This window comes from Bacillus sp. L_1B0_5, assembly GCF_000836715.1.
Lineage (GTDB): Bacteria > Bacillota > Bacilli > Bacillales > Bacillaceae_G > Bacillus_A > Bacillus_A thuringiensis_S.
Map to the genome: position 1 here is coordinate 22,150 of NZ_JXIS01000134.1, position 16,152 is coordinate 38,301.

A 16,152-nucleotide genomic window follows, 5' to 3' on the forward strand; every position below is an offset into this window, starting at 1 on the left:
ATATGAATAATATTTTTTTATCTTTATTAAATATTGAAACGGCATCCGAAATTAAATATCAAGATTACATAGAGAAATTTAAACAGAAAAGAAATTATGATGAGGACCCATTATACTGGTTATTTAAAGATAATGAAGGAAACTTGTCACAATTTCATAATGTAGATTTGCAAAAAAAAATTAATTTGGAACATTCTGATATCCCGGTTTTTAGAGAATTGCATTCAGATATTCTACTTGAACTATTAAGTACATCTAATATATTCCCAAAAGTCATAGATATTCTTTGTTATTGTCATGAGACTATAGAAAATAGTCATAGTATATTACCAGTATTGAAAGCTAAAAAGAAAATTGGTTTAAAGAGCAGCCTACCATTTTCGATTGGACATGCGGGCAGTTTGAATAGTGCTATTGCTATAGAGTTGGCCATCGCTCTACTTAACGGAAATTATGAAAATTTTCTTCTGACTATAGTAGACTCAGTAATTCCACCTTTTTCAAGATTCTCTTTTAATGGGTATATAAAAGGGGATGGGGCAACCTCTATTTTATTAAATAAGAATAAAGGTGACTATAAAGTTAAAGATGTTAAAATTTATCCAAGTTCTCTAAATAAAGATTTAAGTAATTGGGGAATCGAAGAATACCTTGAGTCAGAAAAATTAATTATTGCTAAATATAAAGATTTATTAGATGATATTAACAGTAGTAAAAATTCTGTTAAATTTGTTTTATATCAAAATTTATCAAATAAGGTAGATGGCAAGTTGGAAGAGATTAATAGTAATATTTCATTGAATACTATAAAACGATTAAGGTATGCTGAAGTAAATTTATTAGGTAGTGATATCTTTTACTCTTTAAAAGAGCTAGAAGAAAAGAATATATTAGTTGCTGGTGATGTAATTCTATTGGTTAGTGCTAGTATTGATCATGGAATTGCGGGTATTGTATTAGAAAAGACTTAGTAGTTATAAGATCGGGGGACATATAGTAAATGGTTAGCATGTTAACTGAGTTGCTCAGGCCTCAAAGTTTATCTGAGGTTTTAGGACAAACACATATAAAAGATAAAAATCACCCAATCATGAAAATGTTGAAAAATAATAATTTAAAATCCGTATTATTATATGGTCCCCCAGGTACAGGGAAATCAAGTTTAGCAAAAATACTGGCTAAAGATTCATCACTTCCTTATGAGGAAATGAATGCTACAGTACACTCTACTACTGATATTAGGAATGCTATTGACAGCCATTTTGGACCGTTTATTTTAATACTTGATGAAATTCATTATTTAAATAAAAGGCTACAGAGTATTTTATTATCTTATATGGAGGAAGAAAGAGTAATTTGTATAGGTACAACAACGGAAAATCCTTATAAGACAATTTCACAGGCAATAAGGTCAAGGATGTTCTTAACAAGATTATATCCACCGTCCAAAAAGGAAATTAAATTATTATTAAATAAGATAATATCTAAATTTCCAGATGTGGAAGTTGAGTCTAATGCACAAGATATGTTATTGGGAGCATATGAAAATGATGTTAGAAAGTTTATTACGACTTTAGAATTGCTGTTCAATTCAGCGGATAGCATAATAACTGTGGAAGATGTACAGTCAGTACTTGGGGTTTCTCAAGGGGATGATCCATCTAAACTAATGTCAGCCTTTATAAAGTCACTTAGAGGTAGTGACGAAAATGCCTCTATATACTATCTATGTCGTATGATAAGGATTGGTGTGCCTGGGAGTCAAATTTTTAGAAGGTTATCTATCTTTGCTGCTGAAGACATTGGATTAGCTAAAATAGATGTTATGCAAAAAATTGCTAGTGCACAGCAATTATATAATAATTTAGGTGACGAGGAATATGATTCAATATTAATCCTAGCTAGTATAGTCACTTATCTGTCCTTTATACCTAAATCTAGGAGTATTGTTACAGCAGTTCAAAAAGCTTTTAACGAAATAGAGAATTGTTCATTACCAAATGTACCAGAATATTTATTAAATTATTATAAAGGAAATGAGAAAGCCGGGTCAAAAACTGCACCGTTCTTACCTAAGGAATGTGAGACCAGAATATTTTTTGAGCCTTGGGATGTAGGACAAGAAATAAATTTAAAGAATTTCTTAGAAAAGAGAAAAAATTCTAATTAATCTTGCGTGGTATAAGATTATATTAAAAGAGAAAGGGTTATTTATTTAGTTTATTGAAGATGTACATAGGGGGGATTTTATGTGGCAAGAAGCGTTATTAAAAAAACTACTCTTAAAAATAATTGAAGCGGACAGAGAAAGTTTAAAGGTTGTTATGGCTTTAAATGATTTAGATATACATGTCGAAAATAAAACCTTTTTTTCACTATATAACATATTGAGGGATATGATTGATCAAGATTACTTTATAGAAGTGTTAGATTCTTATGAGAAGGGGGAGGTAACCTTAGAACAGATGGGGGATGTTTTTTATCAACATATAGAAAGTAATCATAAAAATTTAAATTTATATGATAAAAAGAATTGATATATTTTCAACGGAGCTTTTGTATTCTAATATATAATTGTAAAGACGAGCGATTTCATTGGTAAGGAAGGGAGAGATCCCTCCTTTTTCTCTATTAACATAAGATTTTATGTAATGCCTAGAAAAAGAATCCTGTAGGATTCTTTTTCTAGGCATATTAACGGTAAGGAGAGTAATGAAATGCTAATTTCAAATATTTATTAGAGGGAATTTTGAAAAAGTCTATCATGTAATCATTTATACATATATGTAATATAAAGTGAATTAATAAAGTTTAGAATAATTAGTACTGACATTCAAATGAAATGGTTAGTACTATGTTTATAGTGTTAACTGTATCGTTTGGTGTTGACCTTTTTATTAGTTGCAAACAATCAAAAAATAAAACTAATAAATAAAGATCCTGTAGAAAATACAGGGCCAGATACAGGATTAAGAGGGTATAGTAATGTACATTGAAGGAAATAACATGATCATCTAGTCAGAAATTCATCTTGATTTGTTCTGTCATTATAAAATACAATTTCATCTCAAGAACAAAGGAAACAAAAGAGTAATTGAAATAAAATTGTGAAAGAGACTTTATTAAGAGCACCTTGATTTAGAAATAGAAAGAAAATGGCTCGTCAAATAAAGATGAAATTGGCGGATTAGTTTCAAACTGTCTATAATTTAAAGCGTATCCGTAGAATTATTAAGCAATACGAGATTGTCTGTCCTGTTCACGAAGCGAATCCTTATAAAAGAATGGTAAAAGCTACAAAAGAGCATCGAGTAGTACGGAATCGATTAAATCGGGAATTTAAACAAAACACCCCAGGAAAAACACTTCTCATACATATCACCTACTTAGTTTACGGTAAGAATAAAAGGGCCTATTTGTCTACAATTTTAGATGGATCAACCAACGTATTTTTACCTTACCATGTTTCAGAGTAGATGAAATTAGAACTCGTAACGGAAACCCTTCATAAACTAAAAAGGAACCAGAGGATTCAATTGACTCAAGGCGCATATATTCATTTAGATCAAGGAGCCTACTATACAAGTCCTACCTATCAAAAGCTGGTCAAAAAGCTAAATCTAGGGCAATCCATGCTAAGAAGAGGAGATTGTTGTTATGAGGTCCCACAAAAATCATTTTTTGGTCATCTAAAAGAAGAGGCACATATAAAACCTTGCGAGTCTTTTATTAAATTAAAACAAGAGATTAAGAAATATATGACATACTATAATCACTATAGATATCGATGGGATTAAAAAAGATGACTCCTGTTGAATACAGAAATCATCTTTTTGATGTTGTCTAGATTTTTTTTTATGTCCTCCACAAAGGATACAGATTAAAGTACAATTACTTTTTTCATAAAAATATTATTATGTATATAATATCTTTAGCGTAAACTTGCGCTTAATGGTACTTGAGAATAAACTGTGAAATTGTTACTATAAGTACCGTGTTTAGAAAATGAGGAAGAAATTGAACCGTTCCAACTTTTGTAGGTAGATCCAGATGTATCTGTTCTTAGAAGTACGTTTGAGAAGCTAGCCTGGGTAAAAGAATTACGTCCAGTATCTTCCACGCCCTGAACCATTTTTACTGGTTCGTATTGAGAAAATGAGCCATATACAGGCTGATTTGCATATCTAGGGCTTCCATTTACATACATAGTAACCGTACCATTTCCGTTATTAATTATTTTAAGATTTACTCGATCACCATCTTTAATTGATGTATCATATTGTGTGTTCCAATACTTACTGTTTTGACCTGATTCATTATATCCGGAATTAAGAAATACTTTATATCCACTTGATGTTTTTGAAATACCGCCTTCAACTTTAGATGCTCCAATACCTAAATACCAATTCACATATCCATCTTTGACAACAACTGATTTTGGTAGATTTATATCAGCTGCAATACCGGTATAGCTACCATTTGTAACACTTTTTACAGCACCTTCTGTAGCTGCAAAACTTGTAGTTGAAAACATTGATAGAGAAATTAGAAGTGAACTGGCTAGATACATCATTTTTTTCTTACTTTTCCCTAATACTTGATTCATTTTAAATCCCCCTTATTTTTAATTATTAAAGTGTATTGAAAGTTGGCCAACTAGCTACGACTTACAAATCAAAGATACATTAGGTTTAATTTAATGTATATATTTTCCTGTCACAAGTCATTGAAATGTCAAATATATTAGATATATTATATTTATCAATATAGGAAGAGTTGACAGAATAAAGTGTAATATCTGTTTAAAATTAAGTTGGTTTTGTTAAAAATACGATTAAAGCTTATAAATGTGTTGGGTATAATATGTATTACGATTCATTTAGGGGAGATAGATATGGGAGGGATACAGTAGATTTTTCAAAAGATATATTTGAAATTTTGATAAATAAAATAAGAACAAATGAAATAAATTAATTGTTTTAGTTAAAAGATTTATTGGAATAGTTCGTAGATGAAGGGAAATATATGATTTAAAAGTCGTGGAATTCCTATATAAAAAGAAGAAAGGGGGTTCAGCTATGGAAAAAACAAGATCAAAGTTAAATAATGTAGCTATTGAGGGGCGTATACAGGCATTAAAAGATGAAAATGAATGTTTACGTATGGAAATCGATTATTTAAAAAAGTTAAAGGCCTTAGTTCAAAAAGAGAAGAAATTACAGTTCTTTCTGAACGAGAAAGCCCATCGCCTTTAGGTATTCAAAGGGTAGGTATCATTTTGCGATCTTGTAATCTAGCTAATACATTGTAAGCATAATAAATGATTATAGAATTATGATTTTTCTAAGAAGTAGATTTAAATCTTATTAACTAGAAGTATATATACGAGCATTCCATATTTGGTGATAGGGTGCTCGTATTTTATCATTTTAGCCAAGAAGACTCCTTCCTCAAGGAACGCGAAGTGAGTGGGGGGAGTTCAAGTATAGAAAATCTCGTCAACTTTTAGTATATCTTCCTACGTACAAGTATAGTAATGTGAATAGTCCGAAACAAAGCTGTTTCGGACAAGGGGTTCAATATTCATTCATCAAAAGGTTGAATTTTCTGTTTTTTAAAGCGAGAAAAATGTATTACGTTAATCAATAGATACTTCTACAGAGACACTAGGTATTGTAGGTGCTGGTGTATCTCCACCATTAGAAGAAGATTGTTGAGGTGCATGTAAACTATTCATGCTATATGCTAATGCACTTATTACTACCATACTTAATACAATTTTTTTTATTTTTTTCATCACTTTAACGCTCCTTTTTTCAAATGTTTCTTACCAGCATTACTGCTAATGTAGAAATATTTGCTCGCCTTAACATGGTTATCTGTCTCATAAAATTGAGTTGCTAAAATCTCTGCATATTCTTTTACACAATCCCACATTTCTTCTTTTTCAAAATAAGAAATTGCATCAGTCACTACTTTTTCTAGTTTAATTCTAGGTAATTCTGTGAGTAGTTCATTTAAAACTGCGAAACGGTGCTTATATTCCTCATTTCCTGCTTCATTCGTATAGTTTATTCCATGCTCGATATATGATTTAGCTGTTTCAATGCCTTCTAATTTATAATATGCTCTTGCTAAGACAAATAATGCTTTAAAATGATTCGGTATTTTATTTATAATTTCAGAACTCTGTCGGATCGCCAATGGATATAAATCTTGAATATTATATAACCAGCCTAAATTGTAACGTGCTCTTAATAATAAATGTTCCTCATTATGCTTATTAAAAACATCAATAACCGTATTGAGACATTCTTCCGCTTTTTCAAATTCTCTTAGATCTATACAGGCTAAACCATATACATTGTCGCATAAAGCAGTATTAATTTCATATCCTACATGGTTCAAATATATTTTTTTGGCTTTTACTACATGTTGAATCGCTTCAAATGGTTGATAAGATTGATAACAGTAAGTTGAAAATCTATACTCAAACTCGGCCTGTTCTATTTCATCAGGTATATCAATTAAAAGCCTTTCCGCTTTTTCATAATGTGTTTTCGCTTCAGTATAATTTGCTATAATTGTAAAGTGGATTGCCTTAAAGAAATGATAATAATAAGCTAAAAATAAAAAATCCTCTTCGATATTAGGGAATTTTTCTATATTCTTAAAGGAATCTTTTGTAATACTCACTCCATCTACCAAGACTTTATATCTAAAATCTAGTAGTGAGTAATAAAATGATAAATATGGATCAGTCTCTATTACTTTTAAGCTTTCCTTTACTTGTAGATATGTTTGTTTTGCTTCTTTTACATGATATAAACGAATTTTTTCATACCATTCATTTAATAATTCCATCAATTGCTTATTACTTTTTTCTTGAACAGTCATAATATCCCCCTTTTCTCTGTAAAGGCTTAATCTGATAATAACAGGAAATAGATGGTTTATAATTAACTACGATTTTTTTCATTAATAATAAGAATATTCTGAATAATTAAGGCGTCCTTATTTTGTTGATATAGTCAATTTGTTTTAAAACAGACCGTCTGTAATAGGCGGTCTGTTGTTTGTTATGGTCGGCGACTGCTATTCTTTTACTCATCTCATATTATATTTAGTTTAAGAATTGAGAATAGAAAAATAGGATTAGAAAAATTAATGTTTTGCCAAATAATTTATTGAATAGACTTAAAGGGATAAACAGCTCTCCTATGGTAAGGCTTTTGAGTTTATTCCTGTTTGGGTTTTTTAACAATTCTTTAAATGTTCGAAAGTTTATTTTATTAACGAAAGACCAACTTGGCATAGCTTTTATATCTGAATCTATTTTGAAAATGATATGAATACTATGTGTATGAAAGCCACCTATACTTAAAATAAGCATAAATCCTAAAATAATGAACCAAGTCATTTTCTAGCACCTCCTTCAGTATTTAATATTAAGATATTAATAACGTTGAGGAAGTGTGCTATTGTCCATGAAAAATATTGAGAAATTGTTGAGGGAACGTTGAGAATATTGCAATGCAATTGATTGTAGCATAGTTGACTATGCTTGTCCTGTTATTTTTGTAAAAAAAGGAAAAGAGAACAGTTGCGTAGACTGTTCTCTTAAGGAGCGGAAGTGCTGAACATTTTTCAATGACAATGATTCAAGCCTTCCAATTATAGTGTGTGCAAATAGTTACAATTCATACAAAGAGGCAGCTGTAAAAAATAATTTCCTTGCCTCAGGGAGAATTCAAGAAAATCAGAAATTTATTATGGATTTAGATTAAATGATGCCAACCTATTTATAGTAAAGGAAGGGCTAATTTGAGTTATGGAAATATACATCTATCATTTAATTACAAATTACCCAAAAATGAAATCTATCTGATGGTCTTAATGTATAAAATGCCATTACGTTATGAATGATTCATTTTTTACGCATTATTAATTTTTACACCAAAACCAAGGGATTTTATTGAGAAGTTGCATTAACTAAATTTTTACAAACGTAAATTTTATCACAATTAATGGAAAAAGAGAAGGGGGGGGGAAATACCCCTCCTCTTTTAGTTTGTTATATATTAATATTTAGATTGTTGATGAAATGGGTTACAGAAGATTTTAATACAATGTCACAAGATATTTCTAATTTTAGGCACTCCCCTTATGCATCTAGATTTTATTAATAAACCAATAAATAACTTTTTAAATAAAAGTAGTTTGTTTATGATTAGATGTTACTTTTTTAGTTTTGAATTGGCTCTTATAAGAGTTAAAAGAAAGGAGATAAATTACTGATACAAAAATAAATATTTATAAATATATAAATGAAATAAATTTTAATTCGAGAGTGTTGGTATGAATATGGGCATTGATGGAATAAAAAATGAGATGCAAAGCTCTAATTATTCTTTAACGATACTGTAACTTTACATTTAAAGATCAATATGAAATATAGAAGGCTAATTAAGTTTTAACAAAAAACTTGTGAAAATAACGTCTATATTTGTAAATACGATAGGTTCATTTTAAGTATTAACTTATATAGTGAAGAAATATTACAATGAAAGAGTGAGGTTTTTTAATAATGAATATATTAATAATAAATGGTTATCAGAAGCATGATTTTAGTAAAGGGGATTTGAATTTTTCATTAGTCAATGTGTATTTAAATCATTTAAGAAGTAAGCATAATATTCAATTAAGTAGTGTTATGAATTACAATGTTATGGAGGAAAGAAATAAATTTTTATGGGCAGATCTGATTATTTATCAATTCCCTATCTATTGGTTCTCTGTACCAGGTAAACTAAAGTTATATATGGATGAGGTATTCGAATATAACCAATTTTATAGTTTCGCAGAAAAATATGGTGCTGGTGGATTAATGAAAGGAAAAAGTTATATTTTATCTACAACTTGGAATGCACCTAAGCATGCATTTAAAACAGAGGGAGAATTTTTTGGAAATAAAGATGTAGACGATGTGCTTCTTCCAATCCATAAAACGATGCAATTCTGTGGATTTACTAAACGTAAGTCGATTTCATTCCATAATGTAGTTAAGGATCCTCAGTATAAAGAATTTGAAAATCAACTAATTGAATACATTAAGGTAGAATTATAATGTTGTGCGTTATTAATTTGAAAAGCAAGATGGATATCGACATGCAAGAAAAGTTTTGTGAACAAGTCCCAGCATACGGGTCTAAACATAATATATTAATTGCCCCTACGTTGCCTATTAAGAATAACAAGTATTCAGCTGAAATTATAAGTCAAAATATCTCTATAAAAAAAAGAATAGTGGGGGAGATTTCCCCCAATGTTTTAAAAAAATTAGGGATAAACTATACAATGGTGGGTCATTTAGAAAGACGTAAAGCATTGAATGAAGATATTTCCATTATAAAACAAAGATTAGAAAATGCTTTGGATCATAATATTGTACCCATACTTTGTATCGGTATTACCAACAACCCTACAGAAATTGTTGAGGAATTGAATAGTATCCTTAAGAATGTCTTTTTAGAAAATAAAAAAGTAATTATTGCATATGAATGTATAGAATCTACGATCAAAGGTATTAAATGCTACAATGAGTATGAAATTATGTGTATTTTTAAAGAAATTAAACGATGTATGGATGAGTTAAAACGTTCTAACTTTAATTTTGAATACCAATGTCTGTTTGGTGGCTGTGTAGGATTAGAAGAAGCTGAAATGGCTAAAAACATAGGATTTGATGGTATTTTGATAGGAGATAGATATTCTTATTTTGATCCTATTAATGAAATGATAAAGGTATGGAGCAATGAGTAACTACCGGAAAGATATAATTAATCATAAAGAAAAAGTAAGCAATAATATAAAGAAGTGTATAGATGAACTCTATATGCGACAATTGTATCATGATAACGATAAGATAACGAATGATATCATTTTTAATTCATATGATCAATACAATGACGAGTTAAGAAAAAAAGATTTTCATTCAAAAGAATATAAGGAATTTTTAAATACTAAATTAGGTAAAGCTATTGAAATTCATTCACAAAACCGACATCATTTTAATTCAATGCAGTGCAAAACTAACTTTTCAATAGATTTAATTGATATATTGGAACTAATTTGTGATGTGAAGGCTGCTATTGAACGTGATGGGGAATTAACTCAAGAAGAGGTTCTGAAACTTTTACAAAATGCTCTAATTAATATTCGCAATTTACCAAGCATTAATGACTTAATCGGTAATACCATTAACAATTTATTTAGTGAAATAGGAGATTACGAATGCAAAAAGTAGCCTTAGTTACAGGTGGTTCAAAAGGAATTGGTTCAAGTGTCGTTGAAAAATTAGCAGAAGATGGTTACTTGGTAGTTTTACACTATTTTCAGAGTGAAGAATCGGCAAGGACACTACAAAAACATATAAATTCACTTAATTATGCAGGAAATGTAGTTTGTATGAAGGCGAATTTATGTGATGAATTGGAAGTTATCGAACTTATAAGTAACATTATTGAAAAATATAAAAAAATAGATATACTAGTAAATAATGCGGGTATAACAAAAGATAACTTGATTGTAAGAATGACCAAATCAGATTTTGATTTGGTCATGGATACTAATTTAACAAGCGTCTTTATAACGTCTAAATTAGCTGCAAAGGTGATGATTAAACAAAGGCAGGGTAAAATTATAAATATGAGCTCTGTTTCAGGATTATCAGGAAATGTAGGACAAACCAATTATTCAGCTTCAAAAGCCGGAATAATTGGTTTTACCAAGGCATTAGCAAAAGAGTTAGGTAAAAAAAATATTCAAGTAAATGCTGTTGCACCAGGTTTCATTATTAGTGATATGACAGATAGTTTACCAGAAAATATTCGTAATGAATATTTGAAACAAATACCTTTAAATAGGTTTGGATCAAAACAAGATGTCGCGGAAATGGTCGCCTTTTTAGCATCTAAAAAAAGTGATTATATAACAGGACAAGTTTTCACTGTTGATGGCGGATTGAATATGTAAATATTAGGAGATGTAAATTATGAAAAATATTTTAGTAACAGGTGGAGCTGGATATATTGGTTCTCATACAGTAACAGAATTGATAAATCATGGTTATAATGTAGTTGTTGCAGATGATTTGAGTTCAGGTAGCAAAGATGCAATTGATTCTAGGGCAAAATTTTATGAATTAGATGTTACAAATCAAGATGACTTTTCTCGAATTTTTGAAAATGAAACGATTGACGCTGTATTACATTGTGCAGGTAAAATTATTGTGAGCGAAAGCATGGAAAAACCATTCGAATATTATGAAGCTAATGTTACAGGATTACAGAAAGTATTAGAAATATTAGTTAAATATAAGATTGAAAGAATAATGTTCTCATCTACCGCATCTGTATATGGAGATAATTGTTTTGATAGTAAAGCTACTGAAGAAACACCAGTGGCAGCTATCAATCCTTATGCGGAAACTAAGTATGCAGGTGAAAGGTTAATTCATTGGACAGCTTCTCGTTATAATATGCGATATGTTATTTTTAGATATTTCAATGTAGCTGGCGCGTCATTAGATGCTTCAAATGGTTTAAGAGTTAAAAATCCTACACATATTATTCCGAATGCTAATAAGACAATTCTAGGTGAAAATGATGTTTTACAAATTTTCGGTCAAGACTACGATACAAAAGATGGAACATGCATTAGGGATTATATTCATGTTTTAGATTTAGCTAGAGCCCATGTTATGGGGATGGATTATCTTTTTGCTGGACATCCTTCTGATTTATTTAATATCGGTACCGAAAAGGGATTTTCAGTTACGGAGATTGCTCAAGCCGTTGAGAGAGTGACAGATACAAAATTAAATTACACTTATGTTGGACGACGTGAAGGGGACCCTGCAAGTGTGTTAGCTGATTGTACAAAAGTAAGAAACAAGCTAAACTGGGAGCCTAAGTATACCTTGGATGATATTATTCTCTCAGATTATAACTGGAGAAAAAATAAATAAGAGTAAAAAAGGTTTGTTTTGTAATTTTCGTGTAAAACTTGATAAACTACCCACAGTAAATTGCCCTCAAAAGTAAATTATAATTGTCTAGAAGCAATTACAATTTATTTTGAAAGAGTAGCTTACAAGTTATATGGGATATTTTGAATCGTGTTAGGATGCTGCAAATTTCAGTATGCTAAGATAACACGGATTATTAAGGCATGAGAAAGTCAAAAAAATTCTTTAGAACAACTTTTTTATTTAGGATTTCTAGTTTGAGTTATAAAAAAATCAATTGTAGTTCCTCCTAAATCGTTTTTGATCTAGAAGGAACTACAATTAATAATCACAACAATTCCTAACTACATGAACAATAAAGTGATTGTTCTATTAACGCTTTAAGAGTAGGAAGTAACTTATAATTAATACGATGAGATTAGATTGCTCAGAAGTCTTATTACAAAAACTTTCAAATGAAATCCTTTATTTTAATTTCTTGTTTATCATTTGTATTTGTTTTTTTATTGTTTCAATAGATTTATATAGTATTGTCGCAATCTGGTTTTTGTTTAAACCTTGTTCTTTTAGCTTGTATACTTCACGTTCCGAGGGAGTTAGCACTTTTATTTTTCTTTCAGTCTTAATTTCATTAATAAGTACAGTTGAGACATCAGAATGAAGACTGACCTTACTACAATTAGCTTCTCTGATAACTTTGGGAATATCTCTATAAGATAATTTCGTGACGTAATTAATAGCCCCTTTATCAAAGGCTTCAAGTATAATTTCTTTTTCATCCCATGATGTTAATATTATAATTTTTTTTAATCCTCTGTTGTATAATTCGTTTGCAACCTCAAGTCCACTTAAGTTTTCATCATTTTCTGAAAGTGTTAAATCTAATAAAACTACATCAATATCATTACAAGATACTTGAAAAGCTTCTTCTTTCGTATATATTTGTTGAACAATAATAATATCACTTTCTTTTCGTATATAATTACATAAGCATTTCATCCAAACTGGATCGTCTTCTACAATCATTAACCTAATATTGCTCATAAGTTGTTCGCTCCTATTGATTTAAAATTATATTAGTAGGTAAGTTCAATAATCCTTTTTGAAGGAAGTGATAATGTAAATGTAGTACCTTGGCCTAGTTTGCTTTTCATTGTAATATCACCATGATGTTTTTGCATAACATTATAACAATAGGTTAAACCTAAGCCATAATTACCTTCCTTAGTTCCCTTAGTCGAGTAGAAGGGGTTTAACACAAGTAAAAGTTCATCTTTTTTAATTCCTTTTCCGCTATCTTTAAAATCTATAAATAATTTTCTTTTAGTTTTATAGATTTTAATCACTATCTCCCCTTTACTTTCCATAGCTTCTATTGCATTCTTAATTATGTTTAGAAAAGTTTCTTGTAAATGTATAGAATCACCCAAAACTTTCACGTCAACTTCGTAATTCTTAATAATATTAATATCTGAATTGAGATATGGTTGTAGTAAATAAATTGCAGAATCTATAACTTCACTTAACCAAAACTCAGATTCCTTAAGGTAAATAAAGTCCAATTTATTTTGAATACGTGATGAAAGTTTTAAAACATGATGTGTTGATTCTAATGCTAACTCAATATTTTCAGCAGCTGTCTCATCCAGTATGACATGATCCTTCAGTTGATTAACTAACATATCAATTTTAGCTAATTCATTTTTTATCGTATGGTTCAACATTGCTGTACCAGAGGTGATAGATTTCATTGTTGTATCACGTCGTTGTTTTTCAAATCTAACTCTTACATCAAGAAATCCATATTTAACGATTAGATACGCGAATAATAAGAATTGCAGTGTAATAATCCAAGGATCACATAACCAAACATCAGGGATTCCACATGCCTCTAAAATGATATTTGTGAATAAAGCAAATGTAATAGGGGGGATTATTACTAAACAAGTAAATATTTTATGTTTTTTAATCGCGGGTCTTGCTTCTAAATATGTAGAGTAGACTAATAGGATATTTGCACCCATAACATATGGAACAGTCCAAAGCGATAATAAAGTGTAATTGGTTTTAAATACTGGATAAAGCTGGTCTATGTTATACATAAAAATAACAGGGATCAGAAATAAGATTTTCCATATAATTCTTTGATTAGTAGTTTTGAATGCTTTTGCAAAAGTCAAACCGAAAATCAAAATAGCATAAGGGGTCATATAATGTCCAAAAGAAGTGAATAAACTATCAATCCATAAAATCCATTCGGGTCGATTTGGACCGTCCCCAACCATAACTCCAAAACCTCCACATCCTCCAAAGAAAGCAATAAGACTTCCCCATCTTGTTTCCTCATTTTGAGAATTAGTCAAAAAAAGAATTGTACTCATTATCCAAAGGAAAAATACAAGTAATATCATAATATTAGCTCTTGATTCGTTTCTGGATAAAAGCAAGAGTATCCATAGCGATTTTTTTTCGTTTAAGAACAATCCCTGCATGTCCACAATCATACATATATCTGTTAGGTCTTTCCCAAGCTTCCCACAAATAATTTGTATCCTCAAAATGTACATATTGATCATATTTCCCGCAAATTAACAAAATGTTTTTTTTGTTAACTTGTGGAAGGGCCTGACTAGGTTCGGTAATCTTCCAATATTCTATTAATTTATCATATGTTACACCATGATGTTCTAAATCCTCTTTGATAAATTTTCCTGGACTAGTATTCCATATTGAATAAGAAAGTTTGTTGGCATAAAATATAGAAGCTAAGATATCGATTTCACATTCAACGGTAGCAGTTAGATTTGTAATGAAACCACCCAAGCTAATACCAATTAAGATCACAGGCCCTTTTTTGTTTGTCTTAATCCAATGAATTAACGTGCGTAAATCAACTACAGCTTGCTTGGTTGATTTAATTGTCCTTTCAATATTGGCACTTACCATATATTCTCCACTATAATGTGATCCTATAGGTTCTCTATCAAAATGATAAGGAAGAGTAAAGTAATACATATTCCATCCCAATTTTAAAATATCTTTGTGAAAGATTTTTTTAACACGTTCGTTTGTTTCCATACGCCATCCGTGTACAAAAATGACATTTGGTACATCCTCATTTCTATTTAAAAATATCTCCCCGGTTACTACATCGTTAGATGAATCGCCAGACTCAATTAAGCTTTGATATTTAAATTTTCCATTTCTATAATCAGTCTCTTCCGAACAATTCAATTCAAAAATAATATCAGTTTGATGAGATTCATAAAATTTCTCCCTCTCATCCAAATTCTCTCTTCTGGTAGGAAGAGTTGAATATTGAAACTTTTTACTACGTTTTTTATGTAGATCATATAAGGCATATGTTTCTATGATTTTTGACAAAAACAAACTAATATCCTCCAAACTTTAAGTAATATGTTAAAATATGCTAAAATAAAACTTTATAGATTATACCATGAATATTAAAATTTGGAAATCGATTTTTAGTTGTGGATTTAAATTGAAAGTAATACCAGTTTTTAATGCGTATTATGAAGAAGTTCATCATGAGTGAATATAGCTGAAAGAGGATATTGTTCAGTCTTTCGGTTATTAAAAGAGAAAATGGTTAAAACTTTTATCATTTTAGCCAAGAAGACTCTTTCCTCAAGGAACGCGAAGTGAGTAGGTGGGAGGTGAATTGGCTTCAAACAAGGGATGGCAGAAAGCCATCTTAATTGTTCGACATACATAAAGTGTTACTTCACTATCAATCGAATGTATGTTCTGTATATAATAGTCATATAACGAAATGGAGGTGAATCAAATGATAATTAATAAAGCCTATAAGTTTCGTATCTATTCAAATCAAGCACAAGCAATTCTAATTAACAAAACGATAGGTTGTTCTCGCTTTGTATTCAATCATTTCCTATCCCTATGGGATCACGCATATAAAGACACTGGGAAAGGTTTAACATATGGTACATGCTCTGCCAAACTTCCTGCCATGAAGAAAGAGTTTGTTTGGCTAAAAGAAGTGGATAGTATTGCGATTCAGTCGTCTGTTCGCAACCTTGCGGATGCTTATACACGCTTTTTCAAAAAACAAAACAGCGCACCGCGCTTTAAATCTAAGAAGA

Annotated in this window: 17 protein-coding genes and 1 pseudogene; 11 read left to right on the forward strand and 7 right to left on the reverse strand. The window is 30.1% G+C overall.

Annotated elements, in window-relative coordinates:
* Positions 1-2 precede the first annotated feature (2 nt).
* The 4 genes and pseudogenes from RT27_RS29380 to RT27_RS29395 all read left to right on the forward strand — a co-directional run.
* Positions 3-971, forward strand: coding sequence for a hypothetical protein (locus RT27_RS29380; protein WP_043938642.1), 969 nt, complete (start codon positions 3-5; stop codon positions 969-971).
* Positions 972-1,000: 29 nt separating this feature from the next.
* On the forward strand, positions 1,001-2,170 hold the full coding sequence (locus RT27_RS29385) for an AAA family ATPase (protein WP_043938643.1): 1,170 nt from the start codon (positions 1,001-1,003) through the stop codon (positions 2,168-2,170).
* A gap of 79 nt (positions 2,171-2,249) precedes the next feature.
* Positions 2,250-2,537: a hypothetical protein gene (locus tag RT27_RS29390; protein WP_043938644.1), complete on the forward strand. Its 288-nt coding sequence runs from the start codon at positions 2,250-2,252 to the stop codon at positions 2,535-2,537.
* 458 nt (positions 2,538-2,995) lie between these two features.
* Positions 2,996-3,847: pseudogene (locus tag RT27_RS29395) on the forward strand (IS3 family transposase); the annotation flags it as partial.
* A gap of 84 nt (positions 3,848-3,931) precedes the next feature.
* Here the strand turns inward: RT27_RS29395 and RT27_RS29400 are convergent.
* The gene (locus RT27_RS29400) at positions 3,932-4,606 is read right to left on the reverse strand and encodes a hypothetical protein (protein ID WP_043938646.1); all 675 of its coding nucleotides are present in this window, start codon (positions 4,604-4,606) and stop codon (positions 3,932-3,934) included.
* 472 nt (positions 4,607-5,078) lie between these two features.
* On the opposite strand from RT27_RS29400, the gene RT27_RS35500 reads away from it, so the two are divergent.
* A complete protein-coding gene (locus RT27_RS35500) occupies positions 5,079-5,255 on the forward strand; it encodes a hypothetical protein (RefSeq protein WP_043938647.1) in 177 nt (58 codons plus the stop codon).
* A 383-nt stretch (positions 5,256-5,638) separates the two neighbouring features.
* Here the strand turns inward: RT27_RS35500 and RT27_RS34495 are convergent, their stop codons facing one another.
* From RT27_RS34495 to RT27_RS29415, 3 genes are all read right to left on the reverse strand, one after another.
* Positions 5,639-5,797 (reverse strand): Phr family secreted Rap phosphatase inhibitor, encoded by a 159-nt coding sequence (locus RT27_RS34495; protein ID WP_082044991.1) that lies wholly within the window; start codon positions 5,795-5,797, stop codon positions 5,639-5,641.
* Positions 5,797-6,897: a RapH N-terminal domain-containing protein gene (locus RT27_RS29410; RefSeq protein ID WP_016083008.1), complete on the reverse strand. Its 1,101-nt coding sequence runs from the start codon at positions 6,895-6,897 to the stop codon at positions 5,797-5,799. Before RT27_RS29410 ends, RT27_RS34495 begins: the two co-directional genes overlap by 1 nt.
* A gap of 226 nt (positions 6,898-7,123) precedes the next feature.
* Entirely contained in the window at positions 7,124-7,420 is a 297-nt protein-coding gene (locus tag RT27_RS29415; RefSeq protein WP_000219738.1) for a hypothetical protein, read from the reverse strand.
* A gap of 1,167 nt (positions 7,421-8,587) precedes the next feature.
* On the opposite strand from RT27_RS29415, the gene RT27_RS29420 reads away from it, so the two are divergent.
* The 5 genes from RT27_RS29420 to galE are packed head-to-tail and all read left to right on the forward strand — an operon-like array spanning position 8,588 to position 12,028.
* Complete coding sequence (locus tag RT27_RS29420; RefSeq protein WP_001023223.1) at positions 8,588-9,127, forward strand: NAD(P)H-dependent oxidoreductase; 540 nt, start codon at positions 8,588-8,590, stop codon at positions 9,125-9,127.
* Entirely contained in the window at positions 9,127-9,822 is a 696-nt protein-coding gene (locus RT27_RS29425; protein WP_043938649.1) for a triose-phosphate isomerase, read from the forward strand. The genes RT27_RS29420 and RT27_RS29425 overlap by 1 nt, the downstream gene beginning before the upstream one ends.
* Positions 9,815-10,306, forward strand: a complete 492-nt coding sequence (locus RT27_RS29430) for a DUF5662 family protein (RefSeq protein WP_043938651.1) — start codon at positions 9,815-9,817, stop codon at positions 10,304-10,306. The genes RT27_RS29425 and RT27_RS29430 overlap by 8 nt, the downstream gene beginning before the upstream one ends.
* Positions 10,294-11,034 (forward strand): 3-oxoacyl-[acyl-carrier-protein] reductase, encoded by a 741-nt coding sequence (gene fabG / locus RT27_RS29435; RefSeq protein WP_043938653.1) that lies wholly within the window; start codon positions 10,294-10,296, stop codon positions 11,032-11,034. Before RT27_RS29430 ends, fabG begins: the two co-directional genes overlap by 13 nt.
* A gap of 19 nt (positions 11,035-11,053) precedes the next feature.
* Positions 11,054-12,028, forward strand: coding sequence for a UDP-glucose 4-epimerase GalE (gene galE, locus RT27_RS29440; RefSeq protein WP_000789915.1), 975 nt, complete (start codon positions 11,054-11,056; stop codon positions 12,026-12,028).
* A 465-nt stretch (positions 12,029-12,493) separates the two neighbouring features.
* Here the strand turns inward: galE and RT27_RS29445 are convergent, their stop codons facing one another.
* The 3 genes from RT27_RS29445 to RT27_RS29455 are packed head-to-tail and all read right to left on the reverse strand — an operon-like array spanning position 12,494 to position 15,418.
* Entirely contained in the window at positions 12,494-13,072 is a 579-nt protein-coding gene (locus tag RT27_RS29445) for a response regulator transcription factor (RefSeq protein ID WP_043938656.1), read from the reverse strand.
* Between the two features lie 32 nt (positions 13,073-13,104).
* Positions 13,105-14,439 carry a HAMP domain-containing sensor histidine kinase gene (locus RT27_RS29450; protein ID WP_043938657.1) on the reverse strand — a complete coding sequence of 445 codons (1,335 nt, stop codon included), beginning with the start codon at positions 14,437-14,439 and terminating at the stop codon, positions 13,105-13,107.
* A gap of 4 nt (positions 14,440-14,443) precedes the next feature.
* Entirely contained in the window at positions 14,444-15,418 is a 975-nt protein-coding gene (locus RT27_RS29455) for an alpha/beta hydrolase family protein (RefSeq protein ID WP_156137724.1), read from the reverse strand.
* Between the two features lie 418 nt (positions 15,419-15,836).
* Here RT27_RS29455 and RT27_RS29460 point away from each other — a divergent pair.
* On the forward strand, positions 15,837-16,152 hold a 316-nt coding region (locus RT27_RS29460; RefSeq protein WP_043938660.1), incomplete at its 3' end, for a helix-turn-helix domain-containing protein.

Coding starts and splice junctions, on each gene's coding strand:
- RT27_RS35500 (WP_043938647.1), top strand. CDS start 5,079: ATGGAAAAAACAAGATCAAAGTTAAATAATGTAGCTATTGAGGGGCGT.
- RT27_RS34495 (WP_082044991.1), bottom strand. CDS start 5,797: ATGAAAAAAATAAAAAAAATTGTATTAAGTATGGTAGTAATAAGTGCA.
- RT27_RS29420 (WP_001023223.1), top strand. CDS start 8,588: ATGAATATATTAATAATAAATGGTTATCAGAAGCATGATTTTAGTAAA.
- RT27_RS29425 (WP_043938649.1), top strand. CDS start 9,127: ATGTTGTGCGTTATTAATTTGAAAAGCAAGATGGATATCGACATGCAA.
- RT27_RS29400 (WP_043938646.1), bottom strand. CDS start 4,606: ATGAATCAAGTATTAGGGAAAAGTAAGAAAAAAATGATGTATCTAGCC.
- RT27_RS29385 (WP_043938643.1), top strand. CDS start 1,001: ATGGTTAGCATGTTAACTGAGTTGCTCAGGCCTCAAAGTTTATCTGAG.
- RT27_RS29445 (WP_043938656.1), bottom strand. CDS start 13,072: ATGAGCAATATTAGGTTAATGATTGTAGAAGACGATCCAGTTTGGATG.
- RT27_RS29390 (WP_043938644.1), top strand. CDS start 2,250: ATGTGGCAAGAAGCGTTATTAAAAAAACTACTCTTAAAAATAATTGAA.
- RT27_RS29430 (WP_043938651.1), top strand. CDS start 9,815: ATGAGTAACTACCGGAAAGATATAATTAATCATAAAGAAAAAGTAAGC.
- RT27_RS29450 (WP_043938657.1), bottom strand. CDS start 14,439: ATGATATTACTTGTATTTTTCCTTTGGATAATGAGTACAATTCTTTTT.
- RT27_RS29380 (WP_043938642.1), top strand. CDS start 3: ATGAATAATATTTTTTTATCTTTATTAAATATTGAAACGGCATCCGAA.
- fabG (WP_043938653.1), top strand. CDS start 10,294: ATGCAAAAAGTAGCCTTAGTTACAGGTGGTTCAAAAGGAATTGGTTCA.
- galE (WP_000789915.1), top strand. CDS start 11,054: ATGAAAAATATTTTAGTAACAGGTGGAGCTGGATATATTGGTTCTCAT.
- RT27_RS29415 (WP_000219738.1), bottom strand. CDS start 7,420: ATGACTTGGTTCATTATTTTAGGATTTATGCTTATTTTAAGTATAGGT.
- RT27_RS29410 (WP_016083008.1), bottom strand. CDS start 6,897: ATGACTGTTCAAGAAAAAAGTAATAAGCAATTGATGGAATTATTAAAT.